Source organism: Nostoc sp. DSM 114160, assembly GCF_053470305.1.
Genome location: NZ_JBPFGO010000001.1, coordinates 368,453 through 382,676, shown reverse-complemented (window position 1 = coordinate 382,676; position 14,224 = coordinate 368,453). Strand labels below are relative to the sequence as shown.

General features: G+C 40.6%; 13 protein-coding genes. 7 read left to right on the top strand and 6 right to left on the bottom strand.

Annotated elements, in window-relative coordinates:
• The first annotated feature begins 71 nt into the window (after nt 1-71).
• The gene (locus NSTCB13_RS01840; protein ID WP_448268497.1) at nt 72-506 is read left to right on the top strand and encodes a resolvase; all 435 of its coding nucleotides are present in this window, start codon (nt 72-74) and stop codon (nt 504-506) included.
• 77 nt (nt 507-583) lie between these two features.
• Here the strand turns inward: NSTCB13_RS01840 and NSTCB13_RS01835 are convergent, their stop codons facing one another.
• Complete coding sequence (locus tag NSTCB13_RS01835; RefSeq protein ID WP_069070640.1) at nt 584-847, bottom strand: DUF3146 family protein; 264 nt, start codon at nt 845-847, stop codon at nt 584-586.
• A gap of 354 nt (nt 848-1,201) precedes the next feature.
• Between NSTCB13_RS01835 and NSTCB13_RS01830 the strand changes: the two genes are divergently transcribed.
• The 5 genes from NSTCB13_RS01830 to NSTCB13_RS01810 all read left to right on the top strand — a co-directional run bounded on the left by NSTCB13_RS01830 (nt 1,202) and on the right by NSTCB13_RS01810 (nt 5,472).
• Nucleotides 1,202-1,390, top strand: a complete 189-nt coding sequence (locus NSTCB13_RS01830; RefSeq protein WP_448271203.1) for a hypothetical protein — start codon at nt 1,202-1,204, stop codon at nt 1,388-1,390.
• 443 nt (nt 1,391-1,833) lie between these two features.
• A complete protein-coding gene (locus NSTCB13_RS01825) occupies nt 1,834-2,034 on the top strand; it encodes a heavy-metal-associated domain-containing protein (protein WP_292785349.1) in 201 nt (66 codons plus the stop codon).
• A gap of 835 nt (nt 2,035-2,869) precedes the next feature.
• Nucleotides 2,870-3,736: an aldo/keto reductase gene (locus NSTCB13_RS01820; RefSeq protein ID WP_448271202.1), complete on the top strand. Its 867-nt coding sequence runs from the start codon at nt 2,870-2,872 to the stop codon at nt 3,734-3,736.
• A gap of 315 nt (nt 3,737-4,051) precedes the next feature.
• Complete coding sequence (locus NSTCB13_RS01815) at nt 4,052-4,591, top strand: GNAT family N-acetyltransferase (RefSeq protein WP_448271201.1); 540 nt, start codon at nt 4,052-4,054, stop codon at nt 4,589-4,591.
• A 389-nt stretch (nt 4,592-4,980) separates the two neighbouring features.
• Nucleotides 4,981-5,472: a hypothetical protein gene (locus NSTCB13_RS01810; RefSeq protein WP_445632020.1), complete on the top strand. Its 492-nt coding sequence runs from the start codon at nt 4,981-4,983 to the stop codon at nt 5,470-5,472.
• Between the two features lie 105 nt (nt 5,473-5,577).
• Here the strand turns inward: NSTCB13_RS01810 and NSTCB13_RS01805 are convergent, their stop codons facing one another.
• Nucleotides 5,578-6,279 carry a Crp/Fnr family transcriptional regulator gene (locus NSTCB13_RS01805; RefSeq protein WP_448271200.1) on the bottom strand — a complete coding sequence of 234 codons (702 nt, stop codon included), beginning with the start codon at nt 6,277-6,279 and terminating at the stop codon, nt 5,578-5,580.
• A gap of 2 nt (nt 6,280-6,281) precedes the next feature.
• Complete coding sequence (locus tag NSTCB13_RS01800) at nt 6,282-7,685, bottom strand: amidase (RefSeq protein WP_448271199.1); 1,404 nt, start codon at nt 7,683-7,685, stop codon at nt 6,282-6,284.
• Nucleotides 7,686-7,893: 208 nt separating this feature from the next.
• Between NSTCB13_RS01800 and NSTCB13_RS01795 the strand changes: the two genes are divergently transcribed.
• Complete coding sequence (locus tag NSTCB13_RS01795; RefSeq protein WP_448271198.1) at nt 7,894-9,372, top strand: hypothetical protein; 1,479 nt, start codon at nt 7,894-7,896, stop codon at nt 9,370-9,372.
• A 138-nt stretch (nt 9,373-9,510) separates the two neighbouring features.
• Here the strand turns inward: NSTCB13_RS01795 and map are convergent, their stop codons facing one another.
• The 3 genes from map to NSTCB13_RS01780 all read right to left on the bottom strand — a co-directional run bounded on the left by map (nt 9,511) and on the right by NSTCB13_RS01780 (nt 14,146).
• Nucleotides 9,511-10,338 carry a type I methionyl aminopeptidase gene (map, locus tag NSTCB13_RS01790; RefSeq protein WP_448271197.1) on the bottom strand — a complete coding sequence of 276 codons (828 nt, stop codon included), beginning with the start codon at nt 10,336-10,338 and terminating at the stop codon, nt 9,511-9,513.
• Between the two features lie 327 nt (nt 10,339-10,665).
• A complete protein-coding gene (locus tag NSTCB13_RS01785; RefSeq protein WP_448273098.1) occupies nt 10,666-11,091 on the bottom strand; it encodes a plastocyanin/azurin family copper-binding protein in 426 nt (141 codons plus the stop codon).
• 202 nt (nt 11,092-11,293) lie between these two features.
• Nucleotides 11,294-14,146, bottom strand: coding sequence for a M16 family metallopeptidase (locus NSTCB13_RS01780; protein WP_448271196.1), 2,853 nt, complete (start codon nt 14,144-14,146; stop codon nt 11,294-11,296).
• Nucleotides 14,147-14,224: the final 78 nt, after the last annotated feature.

Here is a 14,224-nt window from a genome sequence, read left to right as displayed (position 1 = left end):
CATTTTTTATCTAGCACATACTATACGTAGCAAGATCCTTGTAAGGGTACATTTCTAATTTTTAATTAATTATGAATCTCCGTGAATTTTCACCAACGCAACCAGTCATCTTGGGGTTTGATCCAGGTCGAGATAAGTGTGGTTTAGCGGTGATGGGACTCGATCGGCAACTGTACGATCATCAAGTTGTGTTAGCAAAAGAGGCGATCGCTAGCATTGAGACACTGCGCCAAAGGTTTCCGATTTCTTTGATGGTCATGGGCGACCAAACTACAGCCAAACAGTGGAGACAGAGATTATATCAAGAATTAACAGAACCGTTGAGTATTATTTTAGTGGATGAGCGCTACACAACCTTAGAAGCACGCGATCGCTATTGGCAAATGTTCCCGCCCAAAGGGCTAATCAAGCTATTGCCACAGGGTCTACGACAGCCTCCAAGACCCATAGATGACATTGTTGCCATCCTCTTAATCGAAAGATACTTAAATCGCCTTACTGAATGAGCAGCCAGCCAATTTTAGATTTTTTCTTCAATCCAAAATCTAAAATCCAAAATCCAAAATTGAATAACTCTTAACTTTTAAAGTTCCGCCCGAATCGTAAAAGCATAGTCTCCTCCAGGCTCTAGCTGGTAATCTTGTTGCTCTAAGAATCGACCGAGAGGTTCTTTGATTAAGGCGCGACCTTGGGAAGGCTTGACGGCAAGTTCTCCCCGACGAAAATGCCACTGGAAATGCCACTCAAACTCACCCGCACTCACTTCACCCTCAAGGAAGCCGTGTTGCCAGGATTGACGGGTAATTCTGACATGGGCAATGGTTTCTGGCAGACGTTTTGCACTCACAATGCTTTATGTCAAGTGTGGAATAACAGCCGATAATGTAGGCTACTTATTTTATTTACCAAACATATCTCAATTAGACAAACTGACAAAGTGGGTATTTGTAGTTAACTGTCTGGCAAGTCAACAATGCTTGGTGAGGGCTGGGGAAAGGGGAAAGGGAAAAGGGTAAGGGATTTAAATCCTTTCCCCCTTTACCCCGCTTGCGTCACGAAAGCGAACTACTAGTACAGTACGGCGTCAATAAACCGCCCCTGACGCTCGGGTCGCTCTTAGCGTCTCCTAGAGAAGCGTTAGCGAGTTTTACTTCGAGGGTCATAGTTCGTCATAGATATTGGAAAATAAATCAAACGAGAAATGCTAATTTTTTCGTTGCTTCTAGCGATCGCATTTCAACTACTGGTACATTTCAGAAATCGTTTCCACTGGCAATGTGAAGCAGTCTCTAGCGTAAATACCCAAATAGCAGTGTCTAACACTCCTATGATAATTGTGTTGCTGAAAGTCTTTGTTGGGAATCCACAGTATATTTCTGCCGCAAGATAGCTGTTTTTTGAATCTATATGTACTCTAAATGTTGGGCAAAAGTATCTAAAGTGTACAATAAATTAAAAACTACAGATAAAAAGATTTCGTGAATTACGCATAGACGCTTGTACAATCGAGCAGTCTTACTAAAATAACTATGTCTAACATCAATGCCTAAAAAAGCAGCGTAAATGTCTTGTGGAGTCCTCATCACAAACTCAAAAATGCTTTTTAAAAGTTAGTAGTTTCTCAGTGGATTTTCATAAAAAGCTTTATATGTTTTTGCATTTTATTTAGTTTTACGTCCTTAATAATTTGTCAATAATGATTTAGATATAACTATTAGTTATTACTATTTATGTAATGCTCAATTCCCTAACTCAAGTAAGATGTGCGCTCACTATCAAAATCGATATTATATTTCTTAAAGGTAAATTTCAGTTTCCGTAACGAGGTAAATAATGGCAATTAAATTGAAAGTTCCCAATATTAAAGGTAATGAGTGCGCCCAGAAAATAACTAAATCTATTCAGACTATGGAATCTGATGCCAAAGTAGATGTGAACGTTGAGACTAAAACTGTCACTGTAGATGCTGCCGCTTCTGAAGAGTCAATTAAACAGATAGTTCAGTCTGCTGGTTACACTATAGAGGGCTATTAACTAAATCTCTAAGTTTTCTAAGAAATTTAGAGGAAATAATTTAGTCAACACAATTGTCTAAGGATATTTACGTCCGTTTGACGGGCGTAAATATTAATATATTACTCTACTCGCTCGCAATTATTCTTTCTCTGACAGCAGGGCAAAAAATCTAAATATTGGTAAGCATCAATAAGAATTAAGTTTGCCAAGACCACAATCAAATATAACTTTCAGAGAATTAAATCTTAAATCTCATATTAAAAATTCTTAGGTCGAAATTAAAGGATGTTTTAAAATTTATTTAGTCGGTAACAAAACGTTTTAGTTCTCCATAAATCCCCCTTATTCAGGGAGGTTAGGGGGCATATAGAAGTGCCTAAATTACAGTTGAACGACATTCCTGGATGGTACAAGCCCCTAGATTCATCTATGGAGTTAATCTAAAATCTAAAATTCGCAAGCCCCTAGATTTATCTATGGGGTCAACTGTCAATCCAAAATCCCAAATCCCAAATCTAAAATCCAAAATTGTCTGACCGACATTCCTGGATGGTACAAGCCCCTAGATTCATCTATGGAGTTAATCTAAAATCTAAAATTCGCAAGCCCCTAGATTTATCTATGGGGTCACTGTCAATCCAAAATCCCAAATCCCAAATCTAAAATCCAAAATTGTCTGACCACTTTTAAAATATCCTCAGTCTATGAGGATTGTCTGTTAAATAATGTGGTATTTTCACATATAGCAGAAAGAAGAATTACATTCACTTATCCTCAAGTCTAAGTACTAGGGAGGATTTCTGATGAATAACTAACTGATAGATAATTGAGGCAGAAAGCTATAGCTAGAATCATGGAAACCAAACAGCTAGGAAAAACTGGTATCTTTGTGAGTGCAATTGGTTTGGGTGGTATGCCGATGTCAATTGCTAATCGTCCTCCTGAATCGGAATCAATCCAAGTTATTCATCGTGCCTTGGATTTGGGTATTACATTTATTGACACTGCCGATGCTTACTGTAAAGATGAGTCAGATAAGCACCACAATGAGCAGCTAATTCACAAGGCAGTTAGTAGTTACAAAGGCGATGTTAGTCAAGTAATTGTAGCAACTAAGGGCGGGTTGATGCGTCCCAATGGCAGCTGGACAAGCAACGGCAACCCAGAACATTTGCGCCAAACAATTCGAGCCAGTTTTGAGGCTTTGGGCGGTGCTAAACCCATCGATGTTTGGCAATACCATTCTCCCGATGCTAATTACACCATTGAAGAATCTCTTGCACCAGTTAAAGAAGCAGTAGAGGCTGGTTTGATTCGGTTTGTGGGAGTTTCTAACTTTTCCGTTGAACAAATTAAGCGAGCGCGGGATGTGGTGGATATTGTCTCAGTGCAGAATCAATATAGCCCTTGGCAACGACAGCCAGAAAATGACGGCGTATTAAAATATTGCGAACAGCAAGGATTGACTTTTTTACCTTGGAGTCCATTTGGTGGTAAGCGTCGCCATCAGGATTTGCAGGATATTTCTGCGATCGCTAAATTAGCTAAAGAAAAAGGCGTGTCGGTATATAATATCGTTTTGGCGTGGTTGCGTTCTAAGTCACCCGCTATTTTGCCTATTCCTGGTGCTAGCAAGGTTTCTAGTATTGAAGACTCAACACGTGCTATCAACGTGAAACTATCTGAGGAAGAAGTACAAAAAATTGATCGGGCAACTTAATTATTCGGCGTTGCTAATTCAATGTATGAATCTGGGTGTAAAGACGTTGCTATGTAACGTTTTTACAAAAATTTTGAAATCATGCCAAATCATTTTCATATCTGAATTTAGCAACGCCAATTATTCTACTGGCTAATCTAGATGTGGTAGAACTTGCCTATAAAACAATACGGTTCAGTTAGCCCCAGAAACCTTAAACTACGTAGGTTGGGTTGAGGAACGAAACCCAACATTTGCAGGACTTTGTTGGGTTGCGCTTTGCTTAACCCAACCTACAATTTTTCTTAACTGAACTGTATTGGCCTATAAAAACAGATGATATTAGAAACACCCCGCTTGCTAATGCGTGATTTTGTAGAGACAGATTGGCAGGCGGTTTTTGCCTATCAATCCGACCCTTTGTATTTGCGTTATAGCTACTGGACACAACGCACACAGAAGGATGTTTGCGAGTTTATCCAGATATTTATCGATCGGCAAAAAGAGCAACCCCGGACTAAGTTTCAGTTAACTGTTGTCCTCAAAGAAGAAAATCGGCTGATTGGCAATTGTGGTATCCGTGTAAACGATCCAGAAATGCGGGAAGCAAATATCGGCTATGAACTAAATACTCAATATTGGGGACAAGGTTATGCAACAGAAGCGGCACAGGCAATTTTAAAGTTTGGCTTTGAAGAATTGAGAATGCATCGTATCTGGTCTTGGTGTATTTCAGAGAATGTTGCTTCTGTAAAGGTATTAGAAAAAATTGGTATGCGTCGTGAGGGTCATTTGCGAGAAAAAGAGTTAATCAAAGGCAGATGGTACGACAACTTTCTTTACGCTATCCTTGACCACGAATGGAAAGCAAAGTAATACTGCTTCTATGAGCTACCTCAGAGACAATATCATAAATTACTGAGAAATTGAGGGTAAGACAAGTTCAGAGGGTCGCACAGATGACCAACCCTATCCTCAATTTCCAAACAGCTACGGACACGAAGCATTAGCAGCAGCGGGTAAAAAGCATCTGCGTTCTGGTAGAGGAATAGCTACAAATAAATTATCTCAGGGGGCAAATCAGCCTGGAAGATTATCAACTTTTATTTACAGTTCATAATCCTAAAGTACTATGAATTGGTGTTTTTGTCTTGATATCTACTAATGCACCTGATGCTTGAAAGATTGAAGAAAACCTGACATTTTTGCTCCCCATCTCAGAGAAAGTCACAGATAAAAATTAGTTAATTTTGGATTCTAAAAAAATGCGATCGCTACTTTTAACTTTTGCTGAAAATTTAAATTTTTCTGAAACTCAGTTGGAGGAAATACTCTCACAGCCTCTAACTAAAGTTCTCAATTCACCTGAATTGCAACAAGAATTAAACAGCTTAGATACCAATTTGCTTAAGGAAACTTTACCCACCGCTGGAGGAGTTTTAGCTAAGGAATTACCACCTTTTTACAACTGGCTAAAAAATGAGTTGGGAGTCAAACGGGTTCCTGATAGTCCCGATCACACTACAAGATGGGTAATTGGTTTTGTCCATAATCAAGAAAGTTTAACTCATTTGGTTGAGTTACACCGTCCAGTACCTCGTCTGGCTTTAGAAGCTTCTATTCCCCGCTTGGTAGGGTTGTTTGAAGGTGTCGAAGACGCGCAAGTTCGGCAAGAATGGCAAAAAGCGATCGCAGCTCTATGTCTAGTTTTAGTTGTGGCTGCACGCGAGCAAGATAGAGCAGCTGTAGCAGTCTGAATTGCTGTCCCCCGCGTGTAGTGGCGCACAGATGTGCGCCACTACTAATCTATATCTCCAGATGCGATGCCTGCGGCGGTAAACTACGCATTCAATTTTTCAGCATCAAGGATCGTAATCTCCAGATGCGATCGCATCTAATTTATCAGCATCAAGGATCGTAATCGTCCCACCCCGACGATAAGCAATTACTGGTTTGAGACTTTTAATTAATCGCACGCATTCTTCGTAAGTAATGCCGCTACTTCGAGCCATCCGATAATAAGATAATTTGACTTTTAAACATTCGCCTTCGGAAGTAGATTCAGTTCCAGATTCAGCAGCAAAATATTTAATTAATCTCGCAAGGCGAACAATCGCTCTTTCAGAAACTAATCCGTGGACTGTTTCATGTAATTGCTGAATCCGACTGTTAAAAACCATCAGCATTCGTAAGGCGATTTCAGGGTTTTCGCCAATAGCTTTTAACAAAGCATCTCGCTCTACAGTGAGGATTTCACAATCAGATTCAGCAGTGACAGTTGCTGGAGAAATTCCATTTCCCAACAAAGCAGGAGCCGCAAAAATTTCTCCAGCAGCTAAGGCACGGAGAATTGTTTCTTTCCCCGTTGTTGCTGTTTTGGTAACTTGAATCGATCCACTGACAACAGCGTAGAGTTTTGCTGGTAAGCGATCGCCTTCATGGAGAATAATCTCTCCTTGGCGATAGCCTTGCACCTGAGTGTAAGGTTGCAAACCGATCTTCTCTGCCGTTTTTAAACCTGCAAACACGATAATTTGCGCAAGTTGTTCCAAGGATGCCTGCACGATCAACCTGATATTGCCCAAGCTGGACGATGATTAATCCAAGGATTAGCCGCTTCTAATTGTGCTGCTAGGCTGATGATTGTGGCTTCAGCAGCAGGTTTACCAATTAGCTGCACACTGATGGGTAAACCCTTACTATCAAAGCCGACAGGAATAGCGATCGCAGGTTGTCCAGTTGCATTCGCAGGCGGACAAGGGGCAACCCACTCAATAATATTTTGGAATGTCTCTTCTGGACTGAGCGAAGCCCATTCCCCAACACGGATAGGTGAATGTAGATAAACTGGCAATACCAGCACATCCAAGGTATCGAAAAACGCCACAATTTGACGTGCCACTACCTGCATTTGGGAAACTGCTTGTAGGTATTCTCCAACGGAACCTGTGCGTGCAAATAGCCAGCGATTCAACGACTGCAAGGCTTCAACAGGAAGTCCCGATGCGGCTACCCCAGCTTGCCAAACGATTTGAAATGGTTCAACTAAACCACTAAAATCTGGGGATTTTTGTTCAACGTGGTGGCCGAGTTTTTCTAATAACTGGACTGTTTGGCGGACACCTTGCTGACAGTTGGCGTCAGCTTCTCCCAATGGAGAAATGCTAGTGTCAAAGGCAATTCGCAAAGCACCGAGTTTTGTCCCAGTGGCGGCGAGAAATGATGGTTCGGGATCTGGCAACCAGTAAGGATCGCCTGTCATGTAACCAGATATGGCATCCAAAAGGGCAGCAGCATCAGCGACAGTCCGGGCGATTGGCCCGTTAACGGCAATTCCAGCGAGGCGTTCGCCTACGGGTGCTTTACTCACCCTACCCCTAGATGGTTTAATTCCCACCAAACCACAACAAGCCGCAGGCCCCCGAATTGAACCACCACCATCAGAACCTTGAGCGATCGCACACAATCCCGCTGCTACCGCCGCCGCCGCGCCACCACTGGAACCGCCAGGGGTGTATTCTAAATTCCACGGATTTCTGGCTGGAGGAAAACCCATAGGTTCGCTGTAGGGAAAAGAACCTAATTCGGAAGTGGCTGTTTTACCAAGAATAGTAAATCCAGCCTGCTTAATCCGCGTTACAACCCCATCATCATAATTAGGGATATTGTTCAGTAATGCTGGATTTCCATAAGTACAGGTAACACCTGCTACAGCATTGAGGTCTTTAATGGAAATCGGCACGCCAAAAAATGGCGGTAGTTCTGAGGTAGTTGTTAATAATTCTGTTTTGGCTTTGGCATCTGCGATCGCTAATTCTGCCGTCACCGTAAAATAACTTCCTAATTGAGGATTTAATTGCTCAATCCGTTCTAAATATATTTCTACCAACTCTAGCGGTGATATTTCCCGGCGACGAATTAATTGCGCCAGCTCTAGTGCTGGGGTAAATGCTAAATCAACTTCATTCATAGGTTAGTGAATGGGTAATTTTGTCTTTATCTGGGATTTTTAAACTGAAATTGTTACTTTAGCAGGATTTCCGGGAACTATAAATTTTATAGCTCCTAAGATTTGTGACTTGTTTAGGATGCCGAGATGCAATAGGCGGGGTTGTATTCTTACTCAAGCCATTTTAATTGTTCTGCATAAACTTTCGACAAATCCCCCAGGGGTATTTATGGCTAACCTAGAAATACTTGTTAGTGAATTGCCAACACTAATTCAGAATTTAAAACTGACTATTGGCGATTCTAATCAAATCATGGAACAAATTATCCCGATTAATAATGCTCAGGAACAGCTACGGAATATTAAAAAATTAATCGTTCAAGAATTGAGACTTGAGAACGTCAAAAATTCTGCGATCGCTACACTTCCTCGAATAAGTACTGTAGGTGTTTTATTTATACCTGGTGTAGGATTAGTAGATCCAGCGATCGCAGAGAAATTTGGAAATTCAGAAACTAAAATTTCATTGACTGATTTACAATCAAAAATTGATGATTGGCTTGAATGGGGTTATTTTTTGCAAGCGATAGCCGCTGATATTCTTAGTGATATTCAATTAGTAAATCAATTAAATTCTGATATTCTTAATTTAAGTATATCCAATCAATTTCAAACCTTGAGTGACAGCTTACAAATTGACTTAGCCTTGACTAAATCTAATATTTTAAAGCATCAAATTGAAAAAATTAGCGATTCTCAAAAACAACTATTACAGTTACAAGAAAAACTAAATTATATTTTTGATACTATTAAAAATAGTCGCAACTTATTAAATATTTTATTAGGCGTATCAGCTTTTTATGGTAAATCTGGTTTTGCTCTAGAGTGGTTAGATGATGACCATGAATTAATCATATCAAGTGATGGAAAATTTCAAGAATTGACAGATATTCTCAATGATTGTGATTATTTCCAACAACAAATTGCTGCTTTAATTCTTCAGGGTGATACTTTCAGTCTACACGCAGAACAAGCCTTGAAAAAGATTGAACAGGAAAGTAATAAAGAAGCAATCAGTAGCCAGAAATTAGGAATAGTACCAAAGTTTTCAACACCAAAGATAGTACGTTCAGTTTTGATTATCGCTTCAAGTTTATTAATCTTAACTTTTGCTGGTTGGAAAATTAGAGAGCAAAATCTAAGTTTAACTCAAGAAACAAGTGCGTTCGTCGCAGACGATGGCGGAGCCATCGCCAACTTTAAATCTGCTCAAAAACTCGGTATGGAGGCTGCTTCTCTCGTTCAAAAGCCACCGCATCCTCTAAAAGTCTGGCAACAAGCACAAAACAAATGGTATCAGGCAATAATTTTATTAGATAAAATTCCTGCTAAAACATCAATTTATGACCAGGCAAAGAATAAATTAGCTTACTATCAAATTAACTATAAATCTATCAGTAAAAGAGTGCTAATTGAAAAGAAAGCTGTAGCAAACTTAGAATTAGCCCACAAGCTAGCAACAGAAGCTAATTTATTTGTTAAAAATTCACCTCATTCACAACTAAGTCGAAAGCAAGCACAAAATAAATGGCGGCAAGCAATTAATTTGTTAGAAGCTATTCCAAAGAGTACGTCTGTCTTTGTGCAAGCTAAAGAGATGCTTTCTATTTACAAAACTAATTATGCAGGGACTAATCAACAGTCCTAAATCATTTGTGAAAAATTAGATAGGATTGCTATATAGCAGTTATTGAATGTTTGACAAATTGTGTTAAAAAAGTAAAGAGGTAAATCGCCCTCTTTCAACGCTTTACCTCTCTCAACAACAAATAATTACAACTGACAGTTACAGCTTAGAACGGTCAGTCAAAATCTCATAACCAGTCTCTGTCACCAAAACTGTATGCTCAAACTGAGCAGACAAAGAATTATCCATAGTGACTGCTGTCCAACGGTCAGATAATGTCCGCGTGTGTCTAGAACCCGCATTTAAAATTGGCTCAATTGCCAGCGTCATCCCTGCCCGGAGTTTAACATTTGGCATCTCACGAGTACGGTAGTTGAATACTGAAGGTTCTTCATGCAGGTTACGACCGACACCGTGTCCAGTAAACTCTTCGACTATACTAAAGCCGTTAGATTTCACATGATCTTCAATTGCTCCAGCTAAGTCAAGCAGGTATACACCAGCCTTTACTTGCTCAATGCCTTTATATAAAGCTTCTTCTGCTACACGAATTAATTTAGCCGCTTCTTCTGTCACTTCACCGACAGCAATTGAAATGCAAGAATCACCATGAAAGCCTTGGAAATAAGCGCCTGTATCTACTTTTAATACATCCCCGACGCGAATCACTTTCTTAGGGCTAGGAATGCCATGTACTGCTTCATTATTAATGCTGGAGCAAATAGAACCTGGAAAACCGTGATATCCTTTAAAACTCGGTGTTGCGCCCATTTCGCGGATGCGCTTTTCTGCATAAGCATCCAAATCAGCTGTTGTCATTCCTGGCTTTACTAGCTCGGAAATTTCTTTTAGGACAGTTGCGACAATTGCCGATGATTGCCGCATGATTTCAATTTCACGCAGCGATTTAATTTCAATTCCTCGGCGCTGTTTTTTCGCAGGTGCAGGCTGAGTCGCTTGAGAAAGTAAGTTACTGAAAATGTTCATAGGAAATTAATAATTACTGGTGGCTTTGACGCTGAAGTATGAATGCTTTCTCTAGATTAATTGAGAAATAATATCTATAATTTAAGTTATTTTAATCCCTGATAGGTATTCTTCTATTTTTGGGGTTAATGTATATAGAATAACATATTTGTATATTCTTAATGTGTTGGATTGGAATCAAAAACGCCCTAAGTTATTTTCCACGAGCCACTATGGGAGTTAGTACAGTTTTGTCTAAAATGAGGGTTGAAATTTCAAGGCAGAGGGGCGCAACGGTACGCAGATAATTTAATGAAATGTTGTATTTAGCTCAATTCTCTTTAATTTTTAATTCTTGATGGCAATTTCTCCAATCATACCCGCTTCTATATGTCCTGGTATTGTACAACGTAAGCCATAAGTACCAGATTTCAAGGGCACAAATACCCATTCGGCTTCAGCACCGGGCTTAAGTTCCAGTTCGTGAATGGCTCCTTTGATCTCTACTTTGCCTGCTTCAACTTTTTGTGTCCAGATGCCATCGGCAAAATCTTTAGCAGTAAAATAGTGCTTCAGTTGACTGGGATTAGTAAGCCGTAGTTGATAGCGTTTGCCAACCTCAAATTCCAAATGATTTGGCTCAAATTTGAGTTCGTTAGCCGCATTACCCAAGCTAACTGTAATTTCTTTAGCTGGTTGCTTGAGCAAATCAAAAGACTTATTCGCCGCCATTGCTGGAGTAGCAGCGATGAAATTTAGAGCGAGGAATAACATTAATATCACGTAGTTACGCCGTAATATTTGTACCCAAGTAGGAATTGTGAAACTAAGGGATTTAATTACAATTTCGTAAAAACAGTTATAAATTTTCATCACTAATTCTCAAAAGGCAATGCTGATGAGCAATAACAATTAATAGGTAGTGGGGAAAACCACTTTACCTATTCTTTATATTATCCATGCCTAGTGCCTATCTCTACCTAATACTTTTCTCTGCTAACACAGATGGCCCAGCAGTAACGACTACGATTCGATCTGGGTGGAGTAACTCACGAGCCGCTTGATTAACTTGAGTAAGGGTGACTTTCTGGATTTTATCAGTGAAGGAGTGCAATTCTACTTTATCTAGTCCGTACACCTCATTCATCAGAATTCTATCTGTTAATTCCTCTGGGTTTGCCAGGGAAACGTTGTAGCTGCTGATGAGGGTGCGTTTAGCTGTTTCTACTTCTAGTGCAGTTACGCCTTGTTGATGAATTTGCTGTAGCATCTGGCGGGTACTAGCGATCGCTTTACTGCTATCTTCAGGACTAGTCTGCATCTCAATCAAAAATGTCCCTACATTCTTCCCAGCTTGGAAGGAGCTATAAATTCCATAGCTTAAACCTTGGCGATCGCGCACTTCTGCACCCAGTCTACTAGATAAGGTATCGCCTCCTAAAATCTGGTTCAATACTAAGGCTGCATGAAATCGAGGATCGTAACGGTTAATGCCTGTGTAACCCATATAAGTTACAGCTTGGGCTTTATCTGGTAAAACTGGGTTGACACTCACCATTTTCTTTGGCATTGCCACCGGGGGATATTTTAATGCGGGTGCTTGGCCGCTAACTTCCCAGTCTCCAAACTTATTTTTAATCAGCGATCGCACTTTGTCTAGATCGAAATCTCCCACCAGCGCTAGCACTGTTGTATCTGGGCGATAATGTTTAGTTTTGAAATCAATCACATCCTGGCGCTGAATCTGCTGTAAACTCTCCTCTGTGGGGAAGGTATGTAAGGGGTGTTTTTTCGGATAAATTGACTGAACAAATACTCTTCTAGCTACTTCTGATGGCTCATCTAATTCCTGTTGCAAATCAGTTAAAGTTTGTTGGCGATGCAGTTCTAACTCTTTGCTGGGAAAGGTACTATTTTTCACAACATCTGCTAATATCTCCAGGAGTATGGGCAAATCATCTGCTAAACTATCACCTTCGATATGCACACCTTCGCGGTAGGTTTGAAAGTCTAGACTTGCCCCTCGTTCTCCTAAGACTTTAGCAATAGTTAAAACATCCTTGCTCTTAGTACCATTTAGCAAATTATCTGCCACAAAAGCAGCCAATCCAGCTTTATTCTCTGGATCGAATTCTGTCCCAGCTTGAATATAACCGCTTAAGGTAACGGTGGGAGTACTCCGATCGGGTAACAGTAATATCCGCAATCCGTTAGTCAATTTAAATTCCTGGGGTAAGACTTGGGCAATCGCATCTGTAGCCAAATCCACAGGTGGCAAGTATTTCATTACCTCAGAAGGAAGCACAGGTGCGCCAGGAGAGAAATTTTCTGTAGTTTGGGCTGAGTCTGGTTTGTCAGCAACTTCTGTTATCCGCTTCTGGGTTGGTTCAAAAAATCCTACTGTCCGCGCTTCTTTTGTCAAGTATTTGTTAATCACAGCAACAACATCCGTCGGCTTCACCAAACGAACAGCTGCCAAATAGCGGTCTGTGTAGCGATAATCACCAACAGTTGTCTCATCAGTCCCCAATCGCATTGCTTGAGAGGTGATATCACGGTTACTCAAAATTACATCTGCTGTTAATTGAGTTTTGGCTCGTTCTACTTCCTCAGATGTCACACCTTTTTCTGCTACATTGGCGATCGCACTACTCAACATTGAGTCAATTTTTTTCAAATCTTGTTTAGCTCCAGCCGTTACCAACAACTCATACCAGCCAGATTCTCGCAAACTGGTGACGGATGCCGTAAGTTCACTAGCTAAACCTGATTCCACCAATGCCTGATAAAGTCTAGAATTCCGTCCCTCTGTCAAGATGTAATCCATCACATCCAGCGCCGGCACATCTGGTTGATTTGCATCCGGTAGCGGATACACAACTTGTAACAGCCGTCCTGCTCCCGGTTCTCGTAATACGATGGGAGATGAGGAAGAAAGACTTTCTCCTCTGCTCCTCTGCTCCTCTGCCCCTCTGCTCCCCTGCCCTCTGCCCCCTGCCTCCTGCCTGGGTACTTTACCAAACACTTCTTTAATTGTTTCGAGAGTATTTGCTGTTTGAAAATCTCCCACAATCACTAAGACAGCATTATCGGGACTGTAAAAATTGCGGTAATATTTTTCTACCTGCTCAACTTCAAACTTTTCGACATCAGCTTTAGTGCCACCTACAGGCAACCCATAAGCATGATTGGGAAACACCGCTTGCATGACAGCGCGGTTGAGGCGATATTCTGGACTATTTTCGTAACCCTGCAACTCGGAAATTACTACCCGCTTTTCACTGGCTAATTGCTCCGGCTCAATCTGGGAATTTCGCATTCTGTCTGCTTCCAGCACCAAGAGCGCTTTCAGCTTGTTTCGTTCCACAGTACCGTAATATGCAGTTTGGTCATAGCTGGTAAAAGCATTAGAATCACTACCTAAAGCACTAAACAAACGTCCAAATTGAATCGGGCGGTTTCGAGTGCCTTTAAACATCATGTGTTCCAATTGGTGGGCAATGCCATTCACGCCTGGTTCTTCGTTACGCGAGCCAACCTTGTACCACACCTGCACCGTCACCACTGGCGCAGTATGCACTTCCTTTGTCAGGACAGTTAGACCATTCTCCAGCACTGTCTTGCGGACGTTTTCTGTCAGTGTTGAGGGCATTATTCTTTTTGCTAGCAAGGTTGACTGATATTTTTCTTTGTTAGTAAATATAACTGGATGTTGGCTATGAGCAGGTCGATCGCTCAACAAAAAAACAGCTATTAGCCATAAACTTAAAAGTAATAACGGCAAGGGATATTTATAAAATTTCGAGTAAAGTTTGGAACATCCATACATGTATTTAGCAGATATATCTGTAAATTAAGTTACATAATTGTTTTTGTGAGTGACCACACTTTAATCTGGCGAAAAAAT

Coding starts and splice junctions, on each gene's coding strand:
- NSTCB13_RS01795 (WP_448271198.1), top strand. CDS start 7,894: ATGGCTAACCTAGAAATACTTGTTAGTGAATTGCCAACACTAATTCAG.
- NSTCB13_RS01840 (WP_448268497.1), top strand. CDS start 72: ATGAATCTCCGTGAATTTTCACCAACGCAACCAGTCATCTTGGGGTTT.
- NSTCB13_RS01810 (WP_445632020.1), top strand. CDS start 4,981: ATGCGATCGCTACTTTTAACTTTTGCTGAAAATTTAAATTTTTCTGAA.
- NSTCB13_RS01785 (WP_448273098.1), bottom strand. CDS start 11,091: ATGTTATTCCTCGCTCTAAATTTCATCGCTGCTACTCCAGCAATGGCG.
- NSTCB13_RS01830 (WP_448271203.1), top strand. CDS start 1,202: ATGCTAATTTTTTCGTTGCTTCTAGCGATCGCATTTCAACTACTGGTA.
- NSTCB13_RS01825 (WP_292785349.1), top strand. CDS start 1,834: ATGGCAATTAAATTGAAAGTTCCCAATATTAAAGGTAATGAGTGCGCC.
- map (WP_448271197.1), bottom strand. CDS start 10,338: ATGAACATTTTCAGTAACTTACTTTCTCAAGCGACTCAGCCTGCACCT.
- NSTCB13_RS01820 (WP_448271202.1), top strand. CDS start 2,870: ATGGAAACCAAACAGCTAGGAAAAACTGGTATCTTTGTGAGTGCAATT.
- NSTCB13_RS01815 (WP_448271201.1), top strand. CDS start 4,052: ATGATATTAGAAACACCCCGCTTGCTAATGCGTGATTTTGTAGAGACA.
- NSTCB13_RS01800 (WP_448271199.1), bottom strand. CDS start 7,685: ATGAATGAAGTTGATTTAGCATTTACCCCAGCACTAGAGCTGGCGCAA.
- NSTCB13_RS01780 (WP_448271196.1), bottom strand. CDS start 14,146: ATGTATGGATGTTCCAAACTTTACTCGAAATTTTATAAATATCCCTTG.